This window comes from Streptomyces sp. NPDC028991, from assembly GCF_055564775.1.
Window position 1 is genome coordinate 167,872 of record NZ_JBVHVP010000010.1, and the last position, 15,581, is coordinate 183,452.

At 69.8% G+C, this 15,581-nt stretch carries 13 protein-coding genes and 1 riboswitch; of the genes, 9 read left to right on the forward strand and 4 right to left on the reverse strand.

Going from position 1 to position 15,581, the window contains the following annotated elements; all coding sequences use genetic code 11:
• Window positions 1-46: 46 nt before the first annotated feature.
• Window positions 47-808: an SDR family oxidoreductase gene (locus ACZ4V1_RS21330; protein WP_468338365.1), complete on the forward strand. Its 762-nt coding sequence runs from the start codon at window positions 47-49 to the stop codon at window positions 806-808.
• 132 nt (window positions 809-940) lie between these two features.
• On the forward strand, window positions 941-1,726 hold the full coding sequence (gene nagB / locus ACZ4V1_RS21335) for a glucosamine-6-phosphate deaminase (protein WP_468338368.1): 786 nt from the start codon (window positions 941-943) through the stop codon (window positions 1,724-1,726).
• 329 nt (window positions 1,727-2,055) lie between these two features.
• On the opposite strand, the gene ACZ4V1_RS21340 is transcribed toward nagB, so the two are convergent.
• From ACZ4V1_RS21340 to ACZ4V1_RS21355, 4 genes are all read right to left on the reverse strand, one after another.
• Window positions 2,056-3,546, reverse strand: coding sequence for a glycoside hydrolase family 3 protein (locus ACZ4V1_RS21340; protein WP_468338371.1), 1,491 nt, complete (start codon window positions 3,544-3,546; stop codon window positions 2,056-2,058).
• A gap of 8 nt (window positions 3,547-3,554) precedes the next feature.
• Window positions 3,555-4,385 (reverse strand): carbohydrate ABC transporter permease, encoded by an 831-nt coding sequence (locus tag ACZ4V1_RS21345; RefSeq protein ID WP_468338374.1) that lies wholly within the window; start codon window positions 4,383-4,385, stop codon window positions 3,555-3,557.
• Complete coding sequence (locus ACZ4V1_RS21350; protein WP_468338377.1) at window positions 4,382-5,368, reverse strand: carbohydrate ABC transporter permease; 987 nt, start codon at window positions 5,366-5,368, stop codon at window positions 4,382-4,384. The genes ACZ4V1_RS21345 and ACZ4V1_RS21350 overlap by 4 nt, the downstream gene beginning before the upstream one ends.
• A gap of 108 nt (window positions 5,369-5,476) precedes the next feature.
• Window positions 5,477-6,757, reverse strand: coding sequence for an extracellular solute-binding protein (locus tag ACZ4V1_RS21355; RefSeq protein WP_468338380.1), 1,281 nt, complete (start codon window positions 6,755-6,757; stop codon window positions 5,477-5,479).
• A 453-nt stretch (window positions 6,758-7,210) separates the two neighbouring features.
• On the opposite strand from ACZ4V1_RS21355, the gene ACZ4V1_RS21360 reads away from it, so the two are divergent.
• The 7 genes from ACZ4V1_RS21360 to ACZ4V1_RS21390 all read left to right on the forward strand — a co-directional run bounded on the left by ACZ4V1_RS21360 (window position 7,211) and on the right by ACZ4V1_RS21390 (window position 15,565).
• A complete protein-coding gene (locus tag ACZ4V1_RS21360) occupies window positions 7,211-7,975 on the forward strand; it encodes a GntR family transcriptional regulator (protein WP_468338383.1) in 765 nt (254 codons plus the stop codon).
• A 158-nt stretch (window positions 7,976-8,133) separates the two neighbouring features.
• Window positions 8,134-8,391: a DUF3311 domain-containing protein gene (locus ACZ4V1_RS21365; protein ID WP_468338386.1), complete on the forward strand. Its 258-nt coding sequence runs from the start codon at window positions 8,134-8,136 to the stop codon at window positions 8,389-8,391.
• Window positions 8,388-9,998: a monocarboxylate uptake permease MctP gene (gene mctP / locus ACZ4V1_RS21370; protein WP_468338389.1), complete on the forward strand. Its 1,611-nt coding sequence runs from the start codon at window positions 8,388-8,390 to the stop codon at window positions 9,996-9,998. Before ACZ4V1_RS21365 ends, mctP begins: the two co-directional genes overlap by 4 nt.
• Window positions 9,999-10,070: 72 nt before the next feature.
• The gene (locus ACZ4V1_RS21375; RefSeq protein ID WP_468338392.1) at window positions 10,071-10,577 is read left to right on the forward strand and encodes a GNAT family N-acetyltransferase; all 507 of its coding nucleotides are present in this window, start codon (window positions 10,071-10,073) and stop codon (window positions 10,575-10,577) included.
• A 74-nt stretch (window positions 10,578-10,651) separates the two neighbouring features.
• Window positions 10,652-10,801, forward strand: a riboswitch (cobalamin riboswitch).
• Window positions 10,802-10,923: 122 nt separating this feature from the next.
• Complete coding sequence (locus tag ACZ4V1_RS21380; protein WP_468338395.1) at window positions 10,924-13,314, forward strand: ribonucleoside-diphosphate reductase subunit alpha; 2,391 nt, start codon at window positions 10,924-10,926, stop codon at window positions 13,312-13,314.
• Complete coding sequence (locus ACZ4V1_RS21385; RefSeq protein WP_468338398.1) at window positions 13,314-14,327, forward strand: ribonucleotide-diphosphate reductase subunit beta; 1,014 nt, start codon at window positions 13,314-13,316, stop codon at window positions 14,325-14,327. The genes ACZ4V1_RS21380 and ACZ4V1_RS21385 overlap by 1 nt, the downstream gene beginning before the upstream one ends.
• A gap of 269 nt (window positions 14,328-14,596) precedes the next feature.
• Window positions 14,597-15,565: a GlxA family transcriptional regulator gene (locus ACZ4V1_RS21390; RefSeq protein WP_468338401.1), complete on the forward strand. Its 969-nt coding sequence runs from the start codon at window positions 14,597-14,599 to the stop codon at window positions 15,563-15,565.
• Window positions 15,566-15,581: the final 16 nt, after the last annotated feature.

Below are 15,581 nucleotides of genomic sequence, written 5' to 3' on the forward strand. Positions count from 1 at the left end.
TCATTTTTGTAGCGACCGCTAGGGAAATGCGAAGGAGGGCGCCGACATGGGCGTGCAGGGGGTACTCGCAGGCAGGACGGCTCTCGTCACGGGGGCGAGCAGGGGCATCGGGCGAGGGATCGCGGAGCGGCTGGGGCGCGACGGCGCCCGGGTCGCGGTGCACTACGGCAGGAACGAGACGGCGGCGAAGGAGACGGTCGCCGCGATCGAGACGGCGGGCGGCACGGCCTTCGCGATCGGGGCCGACCTGAGCGCTCCGGGGGCCGCCGAGGCCCTGTGGGAGGAGTTCGACCGGCACGCCGACGGCGTGGACGTCCTGGTGAACAACGCCGGAATCGGCGGCACACGCCCCATCGGGGAGATAGGGGAGGAAGAGTTCGACACGGTCTTCACCGTCAACGTGAAGGCACCGTTCTTCATCCTCAGACACGGGATGGGGCGACTGCGCGACGGCGGTCGGGTCATCAACATCTCGTCGGGGTTGTCCCGCACCGCGGTGATGCCGGACAACATGGCGTACTCGATGACGAAGGGCGCGCTGGACGTGTTCTCGCGAGACCTCTCCAAGGTGCTGGGTACCCGTGGCATCACGGTGAACTCGGTGGCGCCCGGCATCATCGACACGGACAACACGGCCGAGCTGCTGCACGGGAGCGCGGACGGCTGGGACCGGGCGGCGGCCCTCTCCGCGCTGGGCGGCGTGGGGACGCCGGCTGAAGTGGCCGACGTGGTGGCCTTCCTCGCCTCGCACGACGGCCGGTGGGTCACGGGAAGCTGGGTGGACGCGACGGGAGGCTCACTGACCTGACGCCGCCTCCCGCCTCACCGTTTCGACGCGCCCGCCGGGCCCTGCTCTGTTAGATTGGTCTAAACCACATAGGGCCCCACACAGCCAGTCCCGGACCCCGGGTGAGTCCTCTCTTCGAAACGGCAGGCAAGCGTGGAAGTTGTCATCGTTCCGGACGCCAAGGCAGGCGGCGAGCTGATAGCCGAAACCATGGCGCAGCTGCTCCGGCGCAAGCCCGACGCCCTGCTCGGGGTGGCCACCGGCTCGACGCCGCTGCCCGTGTACGAGGCACTGGCGGCCAAGGTTCGCTCGGGCGCCGTGGACACCGCGCGGGCGCGGATCGCCCAGCTCGACGAGTACGTGGGGCTCCCCGCCGAGCACCCGGAGTCGTACCGCTCGGTGCTGCGGCGCGAGGTGCTCGAACCACTGGGGATCGGCATGGACGCGTTCATGGGTCCCGACGGCACCGCCGCGGACGTGCAGGGGGCGTGCGAGGCGTACGACAAGGCGCTGGGCGGAGCCGGCGGGGTCGACCTCCAGTTGCTGGGGATCGGCACCGACGGGCACATCGGCTTCAACGAGCCGTGCTCCTCGCTTGCCTCACGCACCCGGATCAAGACGCTCACCGAGCAGACCCGCGTCGACAACGCGCGCTTCTTCGACGGCGACATCGAGCAGGTGCCGCACCATGTGATCACGCAGGGCATCGGCACCATCCTGGAAGCCCGGCACGTGGTGCTGCTCGCCACCGGCGAGGGCAAGGCGGACGCCGTCGCGGCCAGCGTCGAGGGCCCGGTCGCGGCCGTGTGCCCGGCTTCCGCGCTCCAACTGCACCCGCACGCCACGGTCGTCGTCGACGAGGCCGCCGCCGCCAAGCTGAAGCTCGCCGACTACTTCCGGCACACGTACGCCCACAAGCCCGACTGGCAGGGAATCTGATCCCGTCCGGCCCCGACCCGCCGGACACGGACAGCCGCACACGAAAGGCGCCGATCCCCTCACGGGGGCTCGGCGCCTTCTCCGTACCCGGTGGGCGGAGCACAGTGCCGCACGGCCGGTCGCACGGCCTGACGGCCGTCGCCGGCGTGCCGCCCGGCGTACCCACTCATGCGCCACCGCGTACGACAAGGCGCCGGCCCCCGCCAAGAGGACCGGCGCCCTGTCGTACCGCCGGACGCCCGGCGCGAGCCCGACGGACGCCCCGCCTGAGTCAGGCACGAGCCCGTCCGAACCCGCCTGGAGCCCGACGGAGGGAGTCGTTCCCGTCGTTACATTCCCGCGATCGCTTCCGCCGCCGCCACGCCGCAGACCCGGGCCGCGCCATGGGTGGCCAGGTGGAGGGCGCCTCGGGGCTCGGCGCGGGGGACGCCCATCTCGACCACGATCGTGTCGGGGCGGGCCGCCAGCAGGGTGTCGAGGGCCGCCGCCATCCAGGGGTGGCGGTGCTCGTCACGGACGACGGCCACGATGCGGCGCGAACCGGCCGCGGCCAGTACGTCGTCCCCGGCGTCCGGGCCGGTGAAGCTGCCGGTCTCCGTGCCGGGCAGCAGCCGGAAGAGCTCGGCGGCGATGCCCCACGGGGTCTCGTCGCCGACCGCGATGTTCGCGACGGGGGTGAGGGCGGCGACGTACGGCGGTTCGGTGAGGGGGGCGAAGTCGTCCGCCGCGGTGACGCGCAGGGCGCGGCGGGCCGCGCGCAGACCCACGTCACCGTCCGCGGACTCACCCGCCCGGTTGCCGGCCCGGTGCGCCGCGGTCCAGCGGGCCAGGGCGCGGACGCGTTCCGCCGCGTCGGCCAGGCGGTCCTCGGGCAGCTCGCCCGCGCGGACGGCCTCGACCAGCGCGTCGCACAGCCGCCGCACGGTGTCCTCGTCGGACAGCCCGCCGCCCACGCAGATCGCGTCGGCACCGGCCGCGATGGCCAGGACGCTGCCCCGTTCGATGCCGTACGTGCCCGCGATGGCCCGCATCTCCATGCCGTCGGTGACGATCAGCCCGTCGTAGCCCAGCTCGCCGCGGAGGAGGTCGGTCAGGATGCGGCGGGACAACGTTGCCGGACGGTCCGGGTCCAGGGCCGGGACCAGGATGTGGGCGCTCATCACCGCGCGGCTGCCGGCGGCGATGGCCGCACGGAACGGGATGAGGTCGCGCTCGGCCAGCACGTCGGCGCCCACGTCGATGCGCGGCATGGCGTGGTGGGAGTCGACGCCGGTGTCCCCGTGGCCCGGGAAGTGCTTGGTGCAGGCGGCGACGCCCGCCGACTGCATGCCGGTGACGTAGGCGGCGGTGTGCCGGGCGACCAGGTCGGTACCGGCGCCGAAGGAGCGCACGCCGATGACCGGGTTGTCGGGGTTGGAGTTGACGTCGGCGGACGGGGCCCAGTTGAAGTCGATGCCGCAGGCCGCGAGGCGGCGGCCCAGTTCCGCGGCCACCTCCCGGGTGAGCCCGGCGTCGTCCACCGCGCCGAGGGCGAGGTTGCCGGGGAAGGAGGAGCCGGTGCGCACCTCCAGGCGGGTGACGTCGCCGCTCTCCTCGTCGATGGCGACGAGGACGTCCTCGCGTTCGGCGCGCAGCTGTGCGGTCAGCGCGGTCACCTGCTCGGCCGAGGCGATGTTGCGCCCGAACAGGCCGACGGAGGCCAGGCCCTCGCCGAGGCGGCGCAGCAGCCAGTCGGGGGCGGTGGTGCCCGCGAATCCGGGCTGGAGGACGGTGAGCGCGTCGCGGGTAAGGGTGTCGGTGGCCCTGGCGATGGTCGTCATCGGTGGCGTTATCCCTTCACGGCGCCGGAGGTGAGGCCGCTGACGGCCTTGCGCTGCAGGTAGACGAAGAGGATCAGGATCGGGATGGCGAAGAGGGAGGAGGCGGCCATGGTCGCCCCCCAGTCGTCGCCGAAGACGGTCTGGAAACTGGTCAGCCACACCGGCAGCGTCTGGGCCTCGGCGTCCTTGTTCAGGACCAGGACCAGGGCGAACTCGTTCCAGGCGGTGATGAAGCCGAACAGCGAGGTCGACATCAGACCCGGCGCGAGCAGCGGCAGGATGACCCGGCGGAACGCCTGGCTGCGGGTGCAGCCGTCGACCATCGCCGACTCCTCCAGTTCCTTCGGCACGGCGGCGACGAAGCCGCGCAGCGTCAGGATGGTGAAGGGCAGGATCATCATCATGTAGAAGAGCGTGAGCGGCACGAGGCTGTTCAGCATCGACGCGTCGCGCACGATCATGTACATCGCGATGATCATGACTTCCCAGGGCGCCATCTGGGCGAGCATGAAGCCGATGACGAAGCCGCGCCGCCCCTTGAACCGCATCCGCGCCAGGGCGAAGGAGCCGGCCAGCGCGATGATCAGCGAGAAGAGGACGGCGAGGACGGTGACGGTCAGCGAGTTGGTGACGAACGTCCAGAAGTGGTCGGCGTTGGTCGCCGTCTTGAAGTGTTCGAAGGTGAAGTCGGTCGGGAACCAGACCGGGTCCTCCGTGATGATGTCGCCGGTCGGCTTGAAGGCCGTGGAGAACATCCAGTACACGGGGAAGACGAAGCCGATGAACAGGACGACGGCCGTGGCGTTGGGCCACAGGCGGCCGAAGAGCGAGCGCTTCACAGCTCGTCCTCCCCTTGCTTGAGCACGATCCTGAGGTAGTAGGCGGTCAGACCGAGCATGATCAGGATGGTCAGCACGGCGATGGCCGCGCCCATGCCGTAGTGCTGGTTGCCGACACCCTCGACGTAGGCGTAGACGGGCAGGATCTCGGTGAGCCGGTCCGGTCCGCCCTGGTTGAAGGTGTAGACCTGCACGAACGCCTTGAAGACCCAGATGATCTCCAGGAAGGTCGTCGCGTAGAGGAACGGCCGCAGGAACGGCATGGTGACCGCGGTGAAGCTCCGCCAGGCGCCGGCGCCGTCGAGGGACGCGGCCTCGTAGAGCTCCTTGGGGATGGTGGTGGTCGCCGCGTAGAGGTTGATCGCGACGAACGGGATGGATCCCCAGACGATCAGCAGGGTGACCACGAAGAAGGTCGACATCTGGCTGCTGGTCCAGCTGTAGTCGGCCATGGAGTGCCAGCCGAGCTTGTCCAGGACCCAGTTGACGACGCCGAAGCGCTGGGCGAACAGCCACTTGTAGACGGTGGTGGCAGCCACGATCGGCATGGCCCAGGCCAGCACCAGTCCGAGCAGCAGGGTGAACCTCATCCGCTTGCCGAGGCGCGCGAGCAGCAGGCCGACCAGGGTGCCCAGGACCATGATCAGGGTGACGTTGACCGCCGCGAACAGGATCGAGCGGAGGGTGACCCGCCAGAAGTGCTCGCTGGTGAGGGTCTCCCTGTAGTTGTCGACGCCGTTCCACTCGGTGACGTGCTGGATCAGCTGCGTCATGTTGAGGTTCTGGAAGGACAGCAGGAGGTCCTTCAGCAGCGGCCAGCCGAGCAGCAGCACGGTGGCCACGCCGGCGGGCAGCAGCAACAGGTACGGGACGAGCGCGCCGGCGCGCGACGCGGCTCTCGTTCTCGGCCTGCCGGTTCCGCCGTCGCCCGCCTTGCGGACGTCCGCCGGGCCGGAGGGCGGCCGTTCGGTCTGCACGGTCATGCTCGCGATCTCTCTTCTCGGCCTACGAGAGGGCCTGCGTACGTCGGCTCGCGTACGGTCGCCGGGGCGGGAGCCGTCTCCGGCAACCCCGCCCCGGCCCACCAGGTGTTACTGCTGCTGCGACAGGCGCTTGTTGAACTCTTCCTCGACCTGCTCGGCCGCCTCGGCCGGGGACTTCCCCTTCAGCACGGCGGTCATGTAGGTCTTGATCGGGTTGGGCGCGTTCTCGACCGCGGCCCACTCCGGGATCAGCGGCGTGGTGCCACCGGAGGAGACGGCCGGCGCGCCTGCCTCGGCGGCGGGGATGCCCTCCAGGTTGCCCAGCAACGACTCCTTGTTCGGGGTGACGCCGTTGGCCTTGGCCAGCTGGCCCTCGAACTTGTCGGACAGCGCGAGCTTCAGGAACTCCTTGGCGAGCTCCTGCTTCTTGCTGCCCGCGGCGACGGCGAGGTTGGAGCCGCCGAGGAAGACGCCCTCGGGCTTCGCGGCCGTCTCGCCCGGGATGGTGAAGTAGCCGACGTCCTTCTCGATCTTCGGGTTGGCCTTGATCGCGGTGGCGGCTTCCCAGCCCATGCCGACGAAGGCGCCGACGTCGCCCTTGGCGAAGACATCACCCTGCTGCGGGGTGGCCTCGTCCTTGTCCTTCGGCGCCTTGGACAGGGCCTGGAACTTCTTGTAGGTCTCCATCGCGGCGGCGATCTTCGGGTCGTCCAGGTTGGAGACGTACTTGTCGCCGTCCTTCTTGACCAGTTCCGCGCCCTCGCCGATCGCCAGGCCGACGAAGTGGTACCAGTTCTGGCCCGGCAGGTAGATCGGCTCGGCGTCGGTCTTCTCGCCGATCGTCTTGAGGGCGTCGTAGAACTCGTCGCGGGTCTTGGGCGTCTCCTTGATGCCCGCGTCCGCCCAGACCTTCTTGTTGTAGACGACCACGCGGTTGACCACGAACCACGGCGCCGCGTACTGCTTGCCCTCGAAGACGGAGGACTCGTTGATGGACTCGGTCCAGTCCTTGCCGATCTCGGCCTTGAGGTCGGTGAGGTCCGCGAGGCCGCCGGTCTTGGCGTACGCCGGGGTCTGGGTGTTGCCGACCTCGAAGACGTCCGGGGGGTTCTCCTCGGAGAGCGCGGTGGTCAGCTTCTGCTGGATACCGTTCCACGTCTGGATCTCGAAATTGACCTTGGCCTTGGTCTTCGCCTCGAACTCCTTGGCGAGCTCCGCCTGCCAGTCGTCCGGCGAGGACCCGTCCATCACCCACACGGTGAGCGTCTCGCCGGCGTAACCGTCCGCCCCGGCCTTCTTGCCGTCGTCGTCGCCGCTGTCGCCCCCGCACGCCGCGATCGAGACCATCATGCCCGCGATACCGATCGCGGCTATCAGCTTGCGCTTCACGCCACCCTCCTCAGGGATGCCACAAAACCCCCCTGCCTCCCCGCGGTTGCTCGTCGACGCGGACCGCCCATGGGGCCGGGACCTGGACCAATGGTGTAGACCAGTACGGGGAGCTTGGCCCAGACCAATAGGGCTGTCAAGGGTGTTCAAGCACGCTCTTCGCGTCCGTGATGCGACCGAGATATGCAGGGACCTTTCATTGCGCAAGCGGCAGATCGGGCGGACCGGGACCGGGTGTACCACCACCCGCCGAATGACGTGCCGGTACCGTTCCGAACGCACGTACCAGCGACGCCTGACGGCGCTGTGGACTAGACCAACAACGGCCCCGCAGGTATACAGAAGGGATCACGGAGCGTGCGGGGCCAGCCCGGCACGAAGCCGTGCCACGATGTGAGCCGTGGCCGACAGGGATATCGGTCGCTTCGGCACCCGGAGCCGGGAAGGCAGAGCATGAGCACCGACGTCAGCAGTGCGGAGAACGAGGGTGGGGCGACCGTCCGTACCGCGCGTGTGCCCAAGTACTACCGTCTGAAGAAGCATCTGCTCGACATGACCCGGACACAGGCGCCGGGCACGCCGGTCCCGCCGGAGCGCACGCTGGCCGCGGAGTTCGACACCTCGCGCACGACCGTGCGCCAGGCCCTTCAGGAACTGGTCGTCGAGGGCCGCCTGGAGCGCATCCAGGGCAAGGGCACCTTCGTCGCCAAGCCCAAGGTGTCGCAGGCCCTGCAACTCACCTCGTACACCGAGGACATGCGGGCACAGGGCCTCGAGCCCACCTCGCAGCTGCTGGACATCGGCTACATCACCGCCGACGACCGGCTCGCCGGGCTGCTGGACATCACGGCCGGCGGACGGGTGCTGCGCATCGAGCGGCTGCGCATGGCCAACGGAGAGCCGATGGCCATCGAGACCACCCACCTCAGCGCCAAGCGCTTCCCGGCGCTGCGCCGCTCCCTGGTGAAGTACACGTCCCTCTACACCGCGCTCGCCGAGGTGTACGACGTCCACCTCGCCGAGGCCGAGGAGACCATCGAGACCTCCCTGGCCACCCCGCGCGAGGCCGGCCTGCTCGGCACCGACGTCGGCCTGCCCATGCTGATGCTCTCCCGGCACTCCCGGGACCGGACGGGTCAGCCGGTGGAGTGGGTGCGCTCGGTGTACCGGGGCGACCGCTACAAGTTCGTGGCCCGCCTGAAGCGCCCCCAGGACTGACGCCGACCGTAGGGCGTACCAGGCAAATCCCTCCGCGCGTGACCGCGAAGTTGCAGTTGAGGACCGATATACGGACAAGGGCTTCCGCTTTCTCGACACCGTCACCTACATTTCGTGCGCACTGCACGAGGTGATCAGCGAGGGGACGGAGCCACCGCATGTCACAAGCCCCAGAAGTGAGCAGAGGGCCGGTGGTGACGCCGGTGCGCGTCGTCATCGGCCTCTGCCTGGCAGCACCGTTCGTCGCCATGCTGTGGGTCGGTTCGTACGCGAAGACAGACCCGGCCTTCATCGGCATACCGTTCTTCTACTGGTACCAGATGGCGTGGGTGCTCATCTCCACCGCGCTCACGGTGATCGCGTACAAGCTGTGGCAGCGTGACCAGCGCGCCCGCCGGGAAGGCGGGGCCAAGTGAACGACGGCGTGAACGGCGTCGCACTCGCCGTCTTCATCTTCTTCTTCGTCCTCGTCACCGCGATGGGCTTCCTGGCCGCCCGCTGGCGCCGGGCCGCGAACGACCAGAGCCTCGACGAGTGGGGCCTCGGCGGCCGCTCGTTCGGCACCTGGGTCACCTGGTTCCTGCTGGGCGGCGACCTGTACACGGCGTACACCTTCGTGGCCGTCCCCGCCGCGATCTACGCGGCGGGCGCGGCCGGCTTCTTCGCGGTGCCGTACACCATTCTGGTCTACCCGCTGATCTTCACCTTCCTGCCGCGGCTGTGGTCGGTCTCCCACAAGCACGGGTACGTGACGACCTCGGACTTCGTGCGCGGCCGCTTCGGCTCGAAGGGACTGTCGCTGGCGGTCGCCGTCACCGGCATCCTGGCGACGATGCCCTACATCGCACTCCAGCTGGTCGGCATCCAGGCCGTGCTGGACGTCATGGGAGTCGGCGGCGGCAAGGACACCAACTGGTTCATCAAGGACCTGCCCCTGCTCATCGCCTTCGGTGTGCTGGCCGCGTACACCTACTCGTCGGGGCTGCGCGCGCCCGCGCTGATCGCGTTCGTGAAGGACACGCTGATCTACATCGTGATCGCGGTGGCGATCATCTACATCCCGATCAAGCTGGGCGGCTTCGACGACATCTTCGCCTCGGCGAGCGACAAGTTCACCGAGTCCGGCAAGGGCGGGCTGGTGCCCGACCACGGCGGCCAGTGGACGTACGCCACCCTGGCGCTCGGCTCGGCGCTCGCGCTCTTCATGTACCCGCACTCGATCACCGCGACGCTGTCCTCGCGCAGCCGGAACGTGATCCGCCGCAACACCACCATCCTGCCGCTGTACTCGCTGATGCTCGGCCTGCTCGCGCTGCTGGGCTTCATGGCGATCGCGGCCGGGGTCAACGTGGAGAACGGGCAGCTGGCGATCCCGCAGCTGTTCGAGAACATGTTCCCGGACTGGTTCGCCGGCGTGGCGTTCGCGGCGATCGGCATCGGCGCCCTGGTCCCGGCGGCGATCATGTCGATCGCGGCCGCGAACCTCTTCACCCGCAACATCTACAAGGACTTCATCAGGCCGGACGCCACCCCGGCCCAGGAGACCAAGGTCTCCAAGCTGGTGTCCCTGATGGTGAAGGTGGGCGCGCTGGTCTTCGTCCTCGGCATGGACAAGACGGTCGCGATCAACTTCCAGCTGCTCGGCGGCATCTGGATCCTGCAGACCTTCCCGGCCCTGGTCGGCGGCCTGTTCACCCGCTGGTTCCACCGCTGGGCGCTGCTCGGCGGCTGGGCGGTCGGCATGATCTACGGCACGGTCGCCGCGTACGGTGTCGCCTCGCCGACGCAGAAGCACTTCGGCGGCTCCTCGAAGGAGATCCCGGGCATCGGCGAGATCGGCTACATCGGCCTCACCGCCTTCGTGCTGAACATCCTGGTCACCGTGGTCCTGACCTTCGTCATGCGGGCGGTCAAGGCCCCCGACGGCGTCGACGAGACGAAGCCGGGCGACTACACGGCGGACGCGGGCGACCCGGGCGTCGAGGTGGAGCTGCCGCCGGCCACGGCGGGCACCTCGCACTGACCCCTGGCAAGCGGCGGGCCGTCGGAGAAATCCGGCGGCCCGTTGTCGTACCCGTCGGGCACACTCGGCCGCATGGACTTCGTGATCCGGCAGGCGGCAACGGACGAGTACGACGCCCTCGGTGAGATCACCGCGCAGGCCTATCTGCGGGACGGCCTCCTCGACTTCGGGGAGAGCGACGCGTACCTCGGCGAGCTGAGGAACGTGGCCAAGCGTGCGGCGGGCGCCGAGGTGCTGGTCGCCGCGGCGGACGGCCGGGTGCTCGGCGGCGTGACCTTCGTGCCGTCCGGTGGCCCCATGGCCGACATCGCCCGGCCCGGCGAGGCCGAGATACGGATGCTCGCCGTCGCCCGCGAGGCACGCGGACGCGGGGTGGGCGAGGCCCTCGTACGGACCTGCGTCGACCGTGCCCGGGCCGTCGAGGGCTGTGCGCGCGTCGTGCTGTCGACCCAGCGCACCATGCGCACCGCCCACCGCCTCTACGAACGGCTGGGCTTCGTCCGCACCCCCGGCCGCGACTGGAACCCGCTGCCGGAGCTCGACGACATCACCCTGCTCACCTATGAGCTGACGCTCTGAAACCAGCGCGGCCCCTTCAGGAGCCCACCGCGACACAACATGTGGGGGTGCTCACCGAGCACGGCACAAGATGTATGCTCATGCTCGCTGTCGCCGCAGGGGAATCCGGTGCGAATCCGGAACTGTCCCGCAACGGTGTACTTGTGCGTGTTCGCGTGTCCGTCGTATCTGCGTGAGCGCGCACTGGCTTCAGTCCGAGGACCTGCCGACAGTGCGCCCGTACCGTCCCGGTCCGGGTGCCTGACGTCCGGGCCTCGTGGAGTGGGCCGGTGGACGCGACGCCGCGTGCGCTCGTGAGCTGCCCCGCCCTCCCCCAGGCCCCGTGCCGAGCGAGGGAGTGCCCCACGTGACCATCGCGCCAGCCGACCCGGTTTCAGCGGCCCCGGTGACGAGTTCAGCGGCCCCGGTGTCCGCCGAGGAGCCCGACGGGCCCGGTGCCGCGTTGCTGCGGACCCTGACCGAGCTGACCGCCGATCTCCCCGACGCCGACCCGGGCCGGGTCGCCGCCGCCGCGCTGCGCGGCCGGTCCGCCCGTGCGGACGGGTCGGAGCTGCGGGAGCTCGCCACGGAGGCGGCGGCCGGGCTCATCTCGGAGGACCCGGTCTACTCCAGGCTGGCCGCCCGGCTGCTGACCATCGCCATCCGCGCCGAGGCCGCCTCGCAGGGCGTCACCTCCTTCACCGAGTCGGTCGCCACCGGCCACCGCGAGGGCCTGATCGCCGACCGCACCGCCGAGTTCGCCCGGCTGCACGCGGACCGGCTGGACGCGCTGGTCAACCCGGCCGCCGACGACCGCTTCGGCTACTTCGGGCTGCGCACCCTGTACAGCCGCTACCTGCTCCGGCACCCGATCACCCGCAAGGTCGTCGAGACGCCCCAGCACTTCATGCTGCGGGTGGCCGCCGGCCTCGCCGAGGACGACACCACGCGTTCGGTCGACGAGGTGGCCGCGCTCTACGGGCTGATGAGCCGCCTCGACTACCTCCCCTCCTCCCCCACCCTGTTCAACTCCGGCACCCGGCACGCCCAGATGTCGTCCTGCTACCTCCTGGACTCGCCCAGGGACGAGCTGGACTCCCTCTACGACCGCCTCCACCAGGTCGCCCGCCTCTCCAAGCACGCGGGCGGCATCGGCATCGCCTACTCCCGCGTCCGCGCCCGGGGTTCGCTGATCCGCGGCACCAACGGGCACTCCAACGGCATCGTCCCGTTCCTGAAGACGCTGGACGCCTCGGTCGCCGCCGTGAACCAGGGCGGCCGGCGCAAGGGCGCGGCGGCGGTCTACCTGGAGACCTGGCACGCGGACATCGAGGAGTTCCTGGAGCTGCGGGACAACACCGGTGAGGACGCCCGCCGCACGCACAATCTCAACCTGGCGCACTGGATCCCCGACGAGTTCATGCGCCGGGTGGACGCCGACGGGCAGTGGTCGCTGTTCTCGCCCGTGGACGTGCCCGAGCTGACCGACCTGTGGGGCGCGGAGTTCGACGCGGCCTACCGCGAGGCGGAGGAGGCCGGCCTCGCCCGCAAGACCCTGCCCGCCCGTGAGCTGTACGGCCGCATGATGCGCACCCTCGCGCAGACCGGCAACGGCTGGATGACCTTCAAGGACACCGCCAACCGCACCGCCAACCAGACGGCGGAGCCCGGTCACGTCGTCCACTCCTCCAACCTCTGCACCGAGATCCTGGAGGTCACCGACGACGGGGAGACGGCGGTCTGCAACCTGGGCTCGGTGAACCTGAGCGCCTTCGTGGACCCGGCCTCCCAGGACATCGACTGGGAGCGTCTGGACGACACCGTCCGCACGGCCGTCACCTTCCTGGACCGGGTCGTCGACATCAACTTCTACCCGACCGAGCAGGCGGGCCGCTCCAACGCCCGCTGGCGCCCGGTCGGCCTCGGCGCGATGGGCCTCCAGGACGTCTTCTTCCAGCTGCGTCTGCCCTTCGACTCGCCGGAGGCCAAGGCCCTCTCCACCCGCATCGCCGAGCGGATCATGCTCGCCGCGTACGAGACCTCCGCCCACCTCGCGGAACGGAACGGCCCGCTGCCGGCCTGGGAGAAGACCCGTACGGCCCGGGGTGTGCTGCACCCCGACCACTACGGTGTCGAGCCCGCCTGGCCGGAGCGCTGGGCGGCGCTTCGCGAGCGCATGGCCACGACCGGGCTGCGCAACTCCCTGCTCCTGGCCATCGCGCCGACCGCCACCATCGCCTCCATCGCGGGCGCCTACGAGTGCATCGAGCCGCAGGTCTCCAACCTGTTCAAGCGCGAGACGCTGTCCGGTGAGTTCCTCCAGGTCAACTCGTACCTGGTGAAGGACCTCAAGCGGCTCGGCGTGTGGGACGCCCGTACCCGCGAGGCGCTGCGCGAGGCGGGCGGCTCGGTACAGGGGTTCTCCTGGATCCCCGAGGACGTCCGCGCGCTGTACCGCACCGCCTGGGAGATCCCGCAGCGCGGCCTGATCGACATGGCCGCCGCCCGCACCCCGTACCTCGACCAGGCCCAGTCCCTGAACCTCTTCCTGGAGACGCCGACCATCGGGAAACTCTCCTCGATGTACGCGTACGCCTGGAAGCGGGGCCTGAAGACCACGTACTACCTGCGCTCGCGCCCGGCGACCCGTATCGCCCGCGCGGCAGCCCGGGCCACCGTCCCCGCGCAGGCCACCCCGGACCCCGATGCGGTCGCCTGCTCCCTGGAAAACCCCGAGTCCTGCGAGGCCTGCCAGTAATGACCGAGAACACCAAGAACCTGCTCGACCCTGGCTTCGAGCTGACCCTCCGCCCCATGCGCTACCCCGACTTCTACGAGCGCTACCGGGACGCCATCAAGAACACCTGGCACGTGGAGGAGGTCGACCTCCACTCGGACGTCGCCGACCTGGCGAAGCTCAGCCCCATGGAGCAGCACCTGATCGGCCGGCTGGTGGCCTTCTTCGCCACCGGCGACTCGATCGTCGCGAACAACCTGGTGCTGACCCTCTACAAGCACATCAACTCGCCCGAGGCCCGGCTGTACCTGTCCCGCCAGCTCTTCGAGGAGGCCGTCCACGTCCAGTTCTATCTGACGCTGCTGGACACCTACCTGCCCGACCCGGAGGACCGCGCCGCCGCCTTCGCGGCCGTGGAGAGCATCCCGTCCATCCGCGAGAAGGCGGAGTTCTGCTTCAAGTGGATGGACTCGGTGGAGTCGATCGACCGCCTGGAGACCAAGGCCGACCGCCGCCGCTTCCTGCTCAATCTCATCTGCTTCGCCGCGTGCATCGAGGGCCTGTTCTTCTACGGCGCCTTCGCCTACGTCTACTGGTTCCGGAGCCGGGGTCTGCTGCACGGCCTGGCCACCGGCACCAACTGGGTGTTCCGGGACGAGACGATGCACATGTCCTTCGCCTTCGACGTCGTCGACACCGTGCGCAAGGAGGAGCCGGAGCTGTTCGACGACGCCCTCCAGCAGGAGGTCACCGGCATGCTGAGGGAGGCCGTCGAGGCCGAGCTGCAGTTCGCGCGCGACCTGTGCGGTGACGGCCTCCCGGGCATGAACACCGACTCGATGCGGCAGTACCTGGAGTGCGTGGCCGATCAGCGCCTGACGCGTCTCGGCTTCGCCCCGGTGTACGGCTCCGAGAACCCCTTCTCCTTCATGGAGCTCCAGGGCGTTCAGGAGCTGACCAACTTCTTCGAGCGGCGCCCCTCGGCGTACCAGGTGGCGGTGGAGGGCACCGTCGACCTGTCCGAGGACTTCTGAGTCCTCGGAGCCTGCCGAGTCTCCTTGCCCGTCCCCGCCCCCTCCTGGGCCTCCCTGAGCTGACGGTCGATGCGCCGGTCGCGCACGATGCCGATCACCGACGGGAGGACCATGAGGAACAGGAGTCCGAAGGTCACGAGCATTCCGATCAGGGCTTCTATCTGGTTTCCGGTCATGTCACCACTGTCGCGCCCCAGACTCCTTACCGGGAGTGGCAGGACTGCCGTAGGGCCTCGATTTCCTGCCACTTCCCAGGCACAATGGCGGGCATGCTGCAGAACGTGGCCGCCGTCCTGCTGGACGGCGCGCATCCCTTCGAACTCGGCGTGGTCTGCGAGGTCTTCGGCATCGACCGGAGCGACGAGGGACTGCCGGGGTACGACTTCGCGGTGGTCTCCGCCGAGGGCCCGGAGCTGAGCACCCATGTCGGCGGGCTCTCCGTCTCCACGCCGTACGGGCTCGACCGGCTGGAGGAGGCCGACCTGATCACCGTGCCGGCGGGGAGCGACTACGTCCGCCGGGAGTACCCGCCCGAGCTGCTGGAGGCCCTGCGGCGGGCGGTGGACCGGGGCGCGCGCGTGCTCAGCGTGTGCTCCGGGGTGTTCGTGCTGGCGGCCGCCGGGCTGCTGGACGGGCGGCGGTGCGCGGTGCACTGGCACCATGCGGCCGAGCTGGCCCGGCAGTACCCCCGGGTGGCCGTCTCGCCCGACGTGCTCTACGTCGACGAGGATCCGGTGTTCACCAGCGCCGGCACGGCCGCCGGCATCGACGCCTGTCTGCACATCGTCCGCAAGGAACAGGGCACGGACGTCGCCAACAGGATCGCCCGGCGCATGGTCGTACCGCCGCACCGGGACGGCGGTCAGGCGCAGTACATCGAACGGCCGCTGCCGCGCTCCTCCTGCGACACCGTCGGCGAGGTGCTGGCCTGGATGGAACAGCACCTCGACGAGGAGGTCACCGTCGAGCAGCTCGCTGCGCGGGCGCACATGTCCCCGCGCACCTTCGCCCGCCGCTTCCAGCAGGAGACGGGTACGACTCCCTACCGCTGGATCCTGCGCCAGCGCGTACTGCTGGCCCAGCGTCTGCTGGAGGCGACGGACGAGACGATGGACGCGATCGCGTGGCGCACCGGCTTCGGTACGGCGGCGGCCCTGAGGCACCAGTTCGCCAGGGCCCTGGGCACCACTCCGCACGCCTACCGGCGCACCTTCCGGGGCCCGGAGGCCGCCGCCTGAGCCCCGGCACCGCGCC

Coding starts and splice junctions, on each gene's coding strand:
- ACZ4V1_RS21330 (WP_468338365.1), top strand. CDS start 47: ATGGGCGTGCAGGGGGTACTCGCAGGCAGGACGGCTCTCGTCACGGGG.
- ACZ4V1_RS21385 (WP_468338398.1), top strand. CDS start 13,314: ATGACCGAGAACACCAAGAACCTGCTCGACCCTGGCTTCGAGCTGACC.
- ACZ4V1_RS21360 (WP_468338383.1), top strand. CDS start 7,211: ATGAGCACCGACGTCAGCAGTGCGGAGAACGAGGGTGGGGCGACCGTC.
- ACZ4V1_RS21340 (WP_468338371.1), bottom strand. CDS start 3,546: ATGACGACCATCGCCAGGGCCACCGACACCCTTACCCGCGACGCGCTC.
- ACZ4V1_RS21365 (WP_468338386.1), top strand. CDS start 8,134: ATGTCACAAGCCCCAGAAGTGAGCAGAGGGCCGGTGGTGACGCCGGTG.
- ACZ4V1_RS21375 (WP_468338392.1), top strand. CDS start 10,071: ATGGACTTCGTGATCCGGCAGGCGGCAACGGACGAGTACGACGCCCTC.
- ACZ4V1_RS21390 (WP_468338401.1), top strand. CDS start 14,597: ATGCTGCAGAACGTGGCCGCCGTCCTGCTGGACGGCGCGCATCCCTTC.
- ACZ4V1_RS21350 (WP_468338377.1), bottom strand. CDS start 5,368: ATGACCGTGCAGACCGAACGGCCGCCCTCCGGCCCGGCGGACGTCCGC.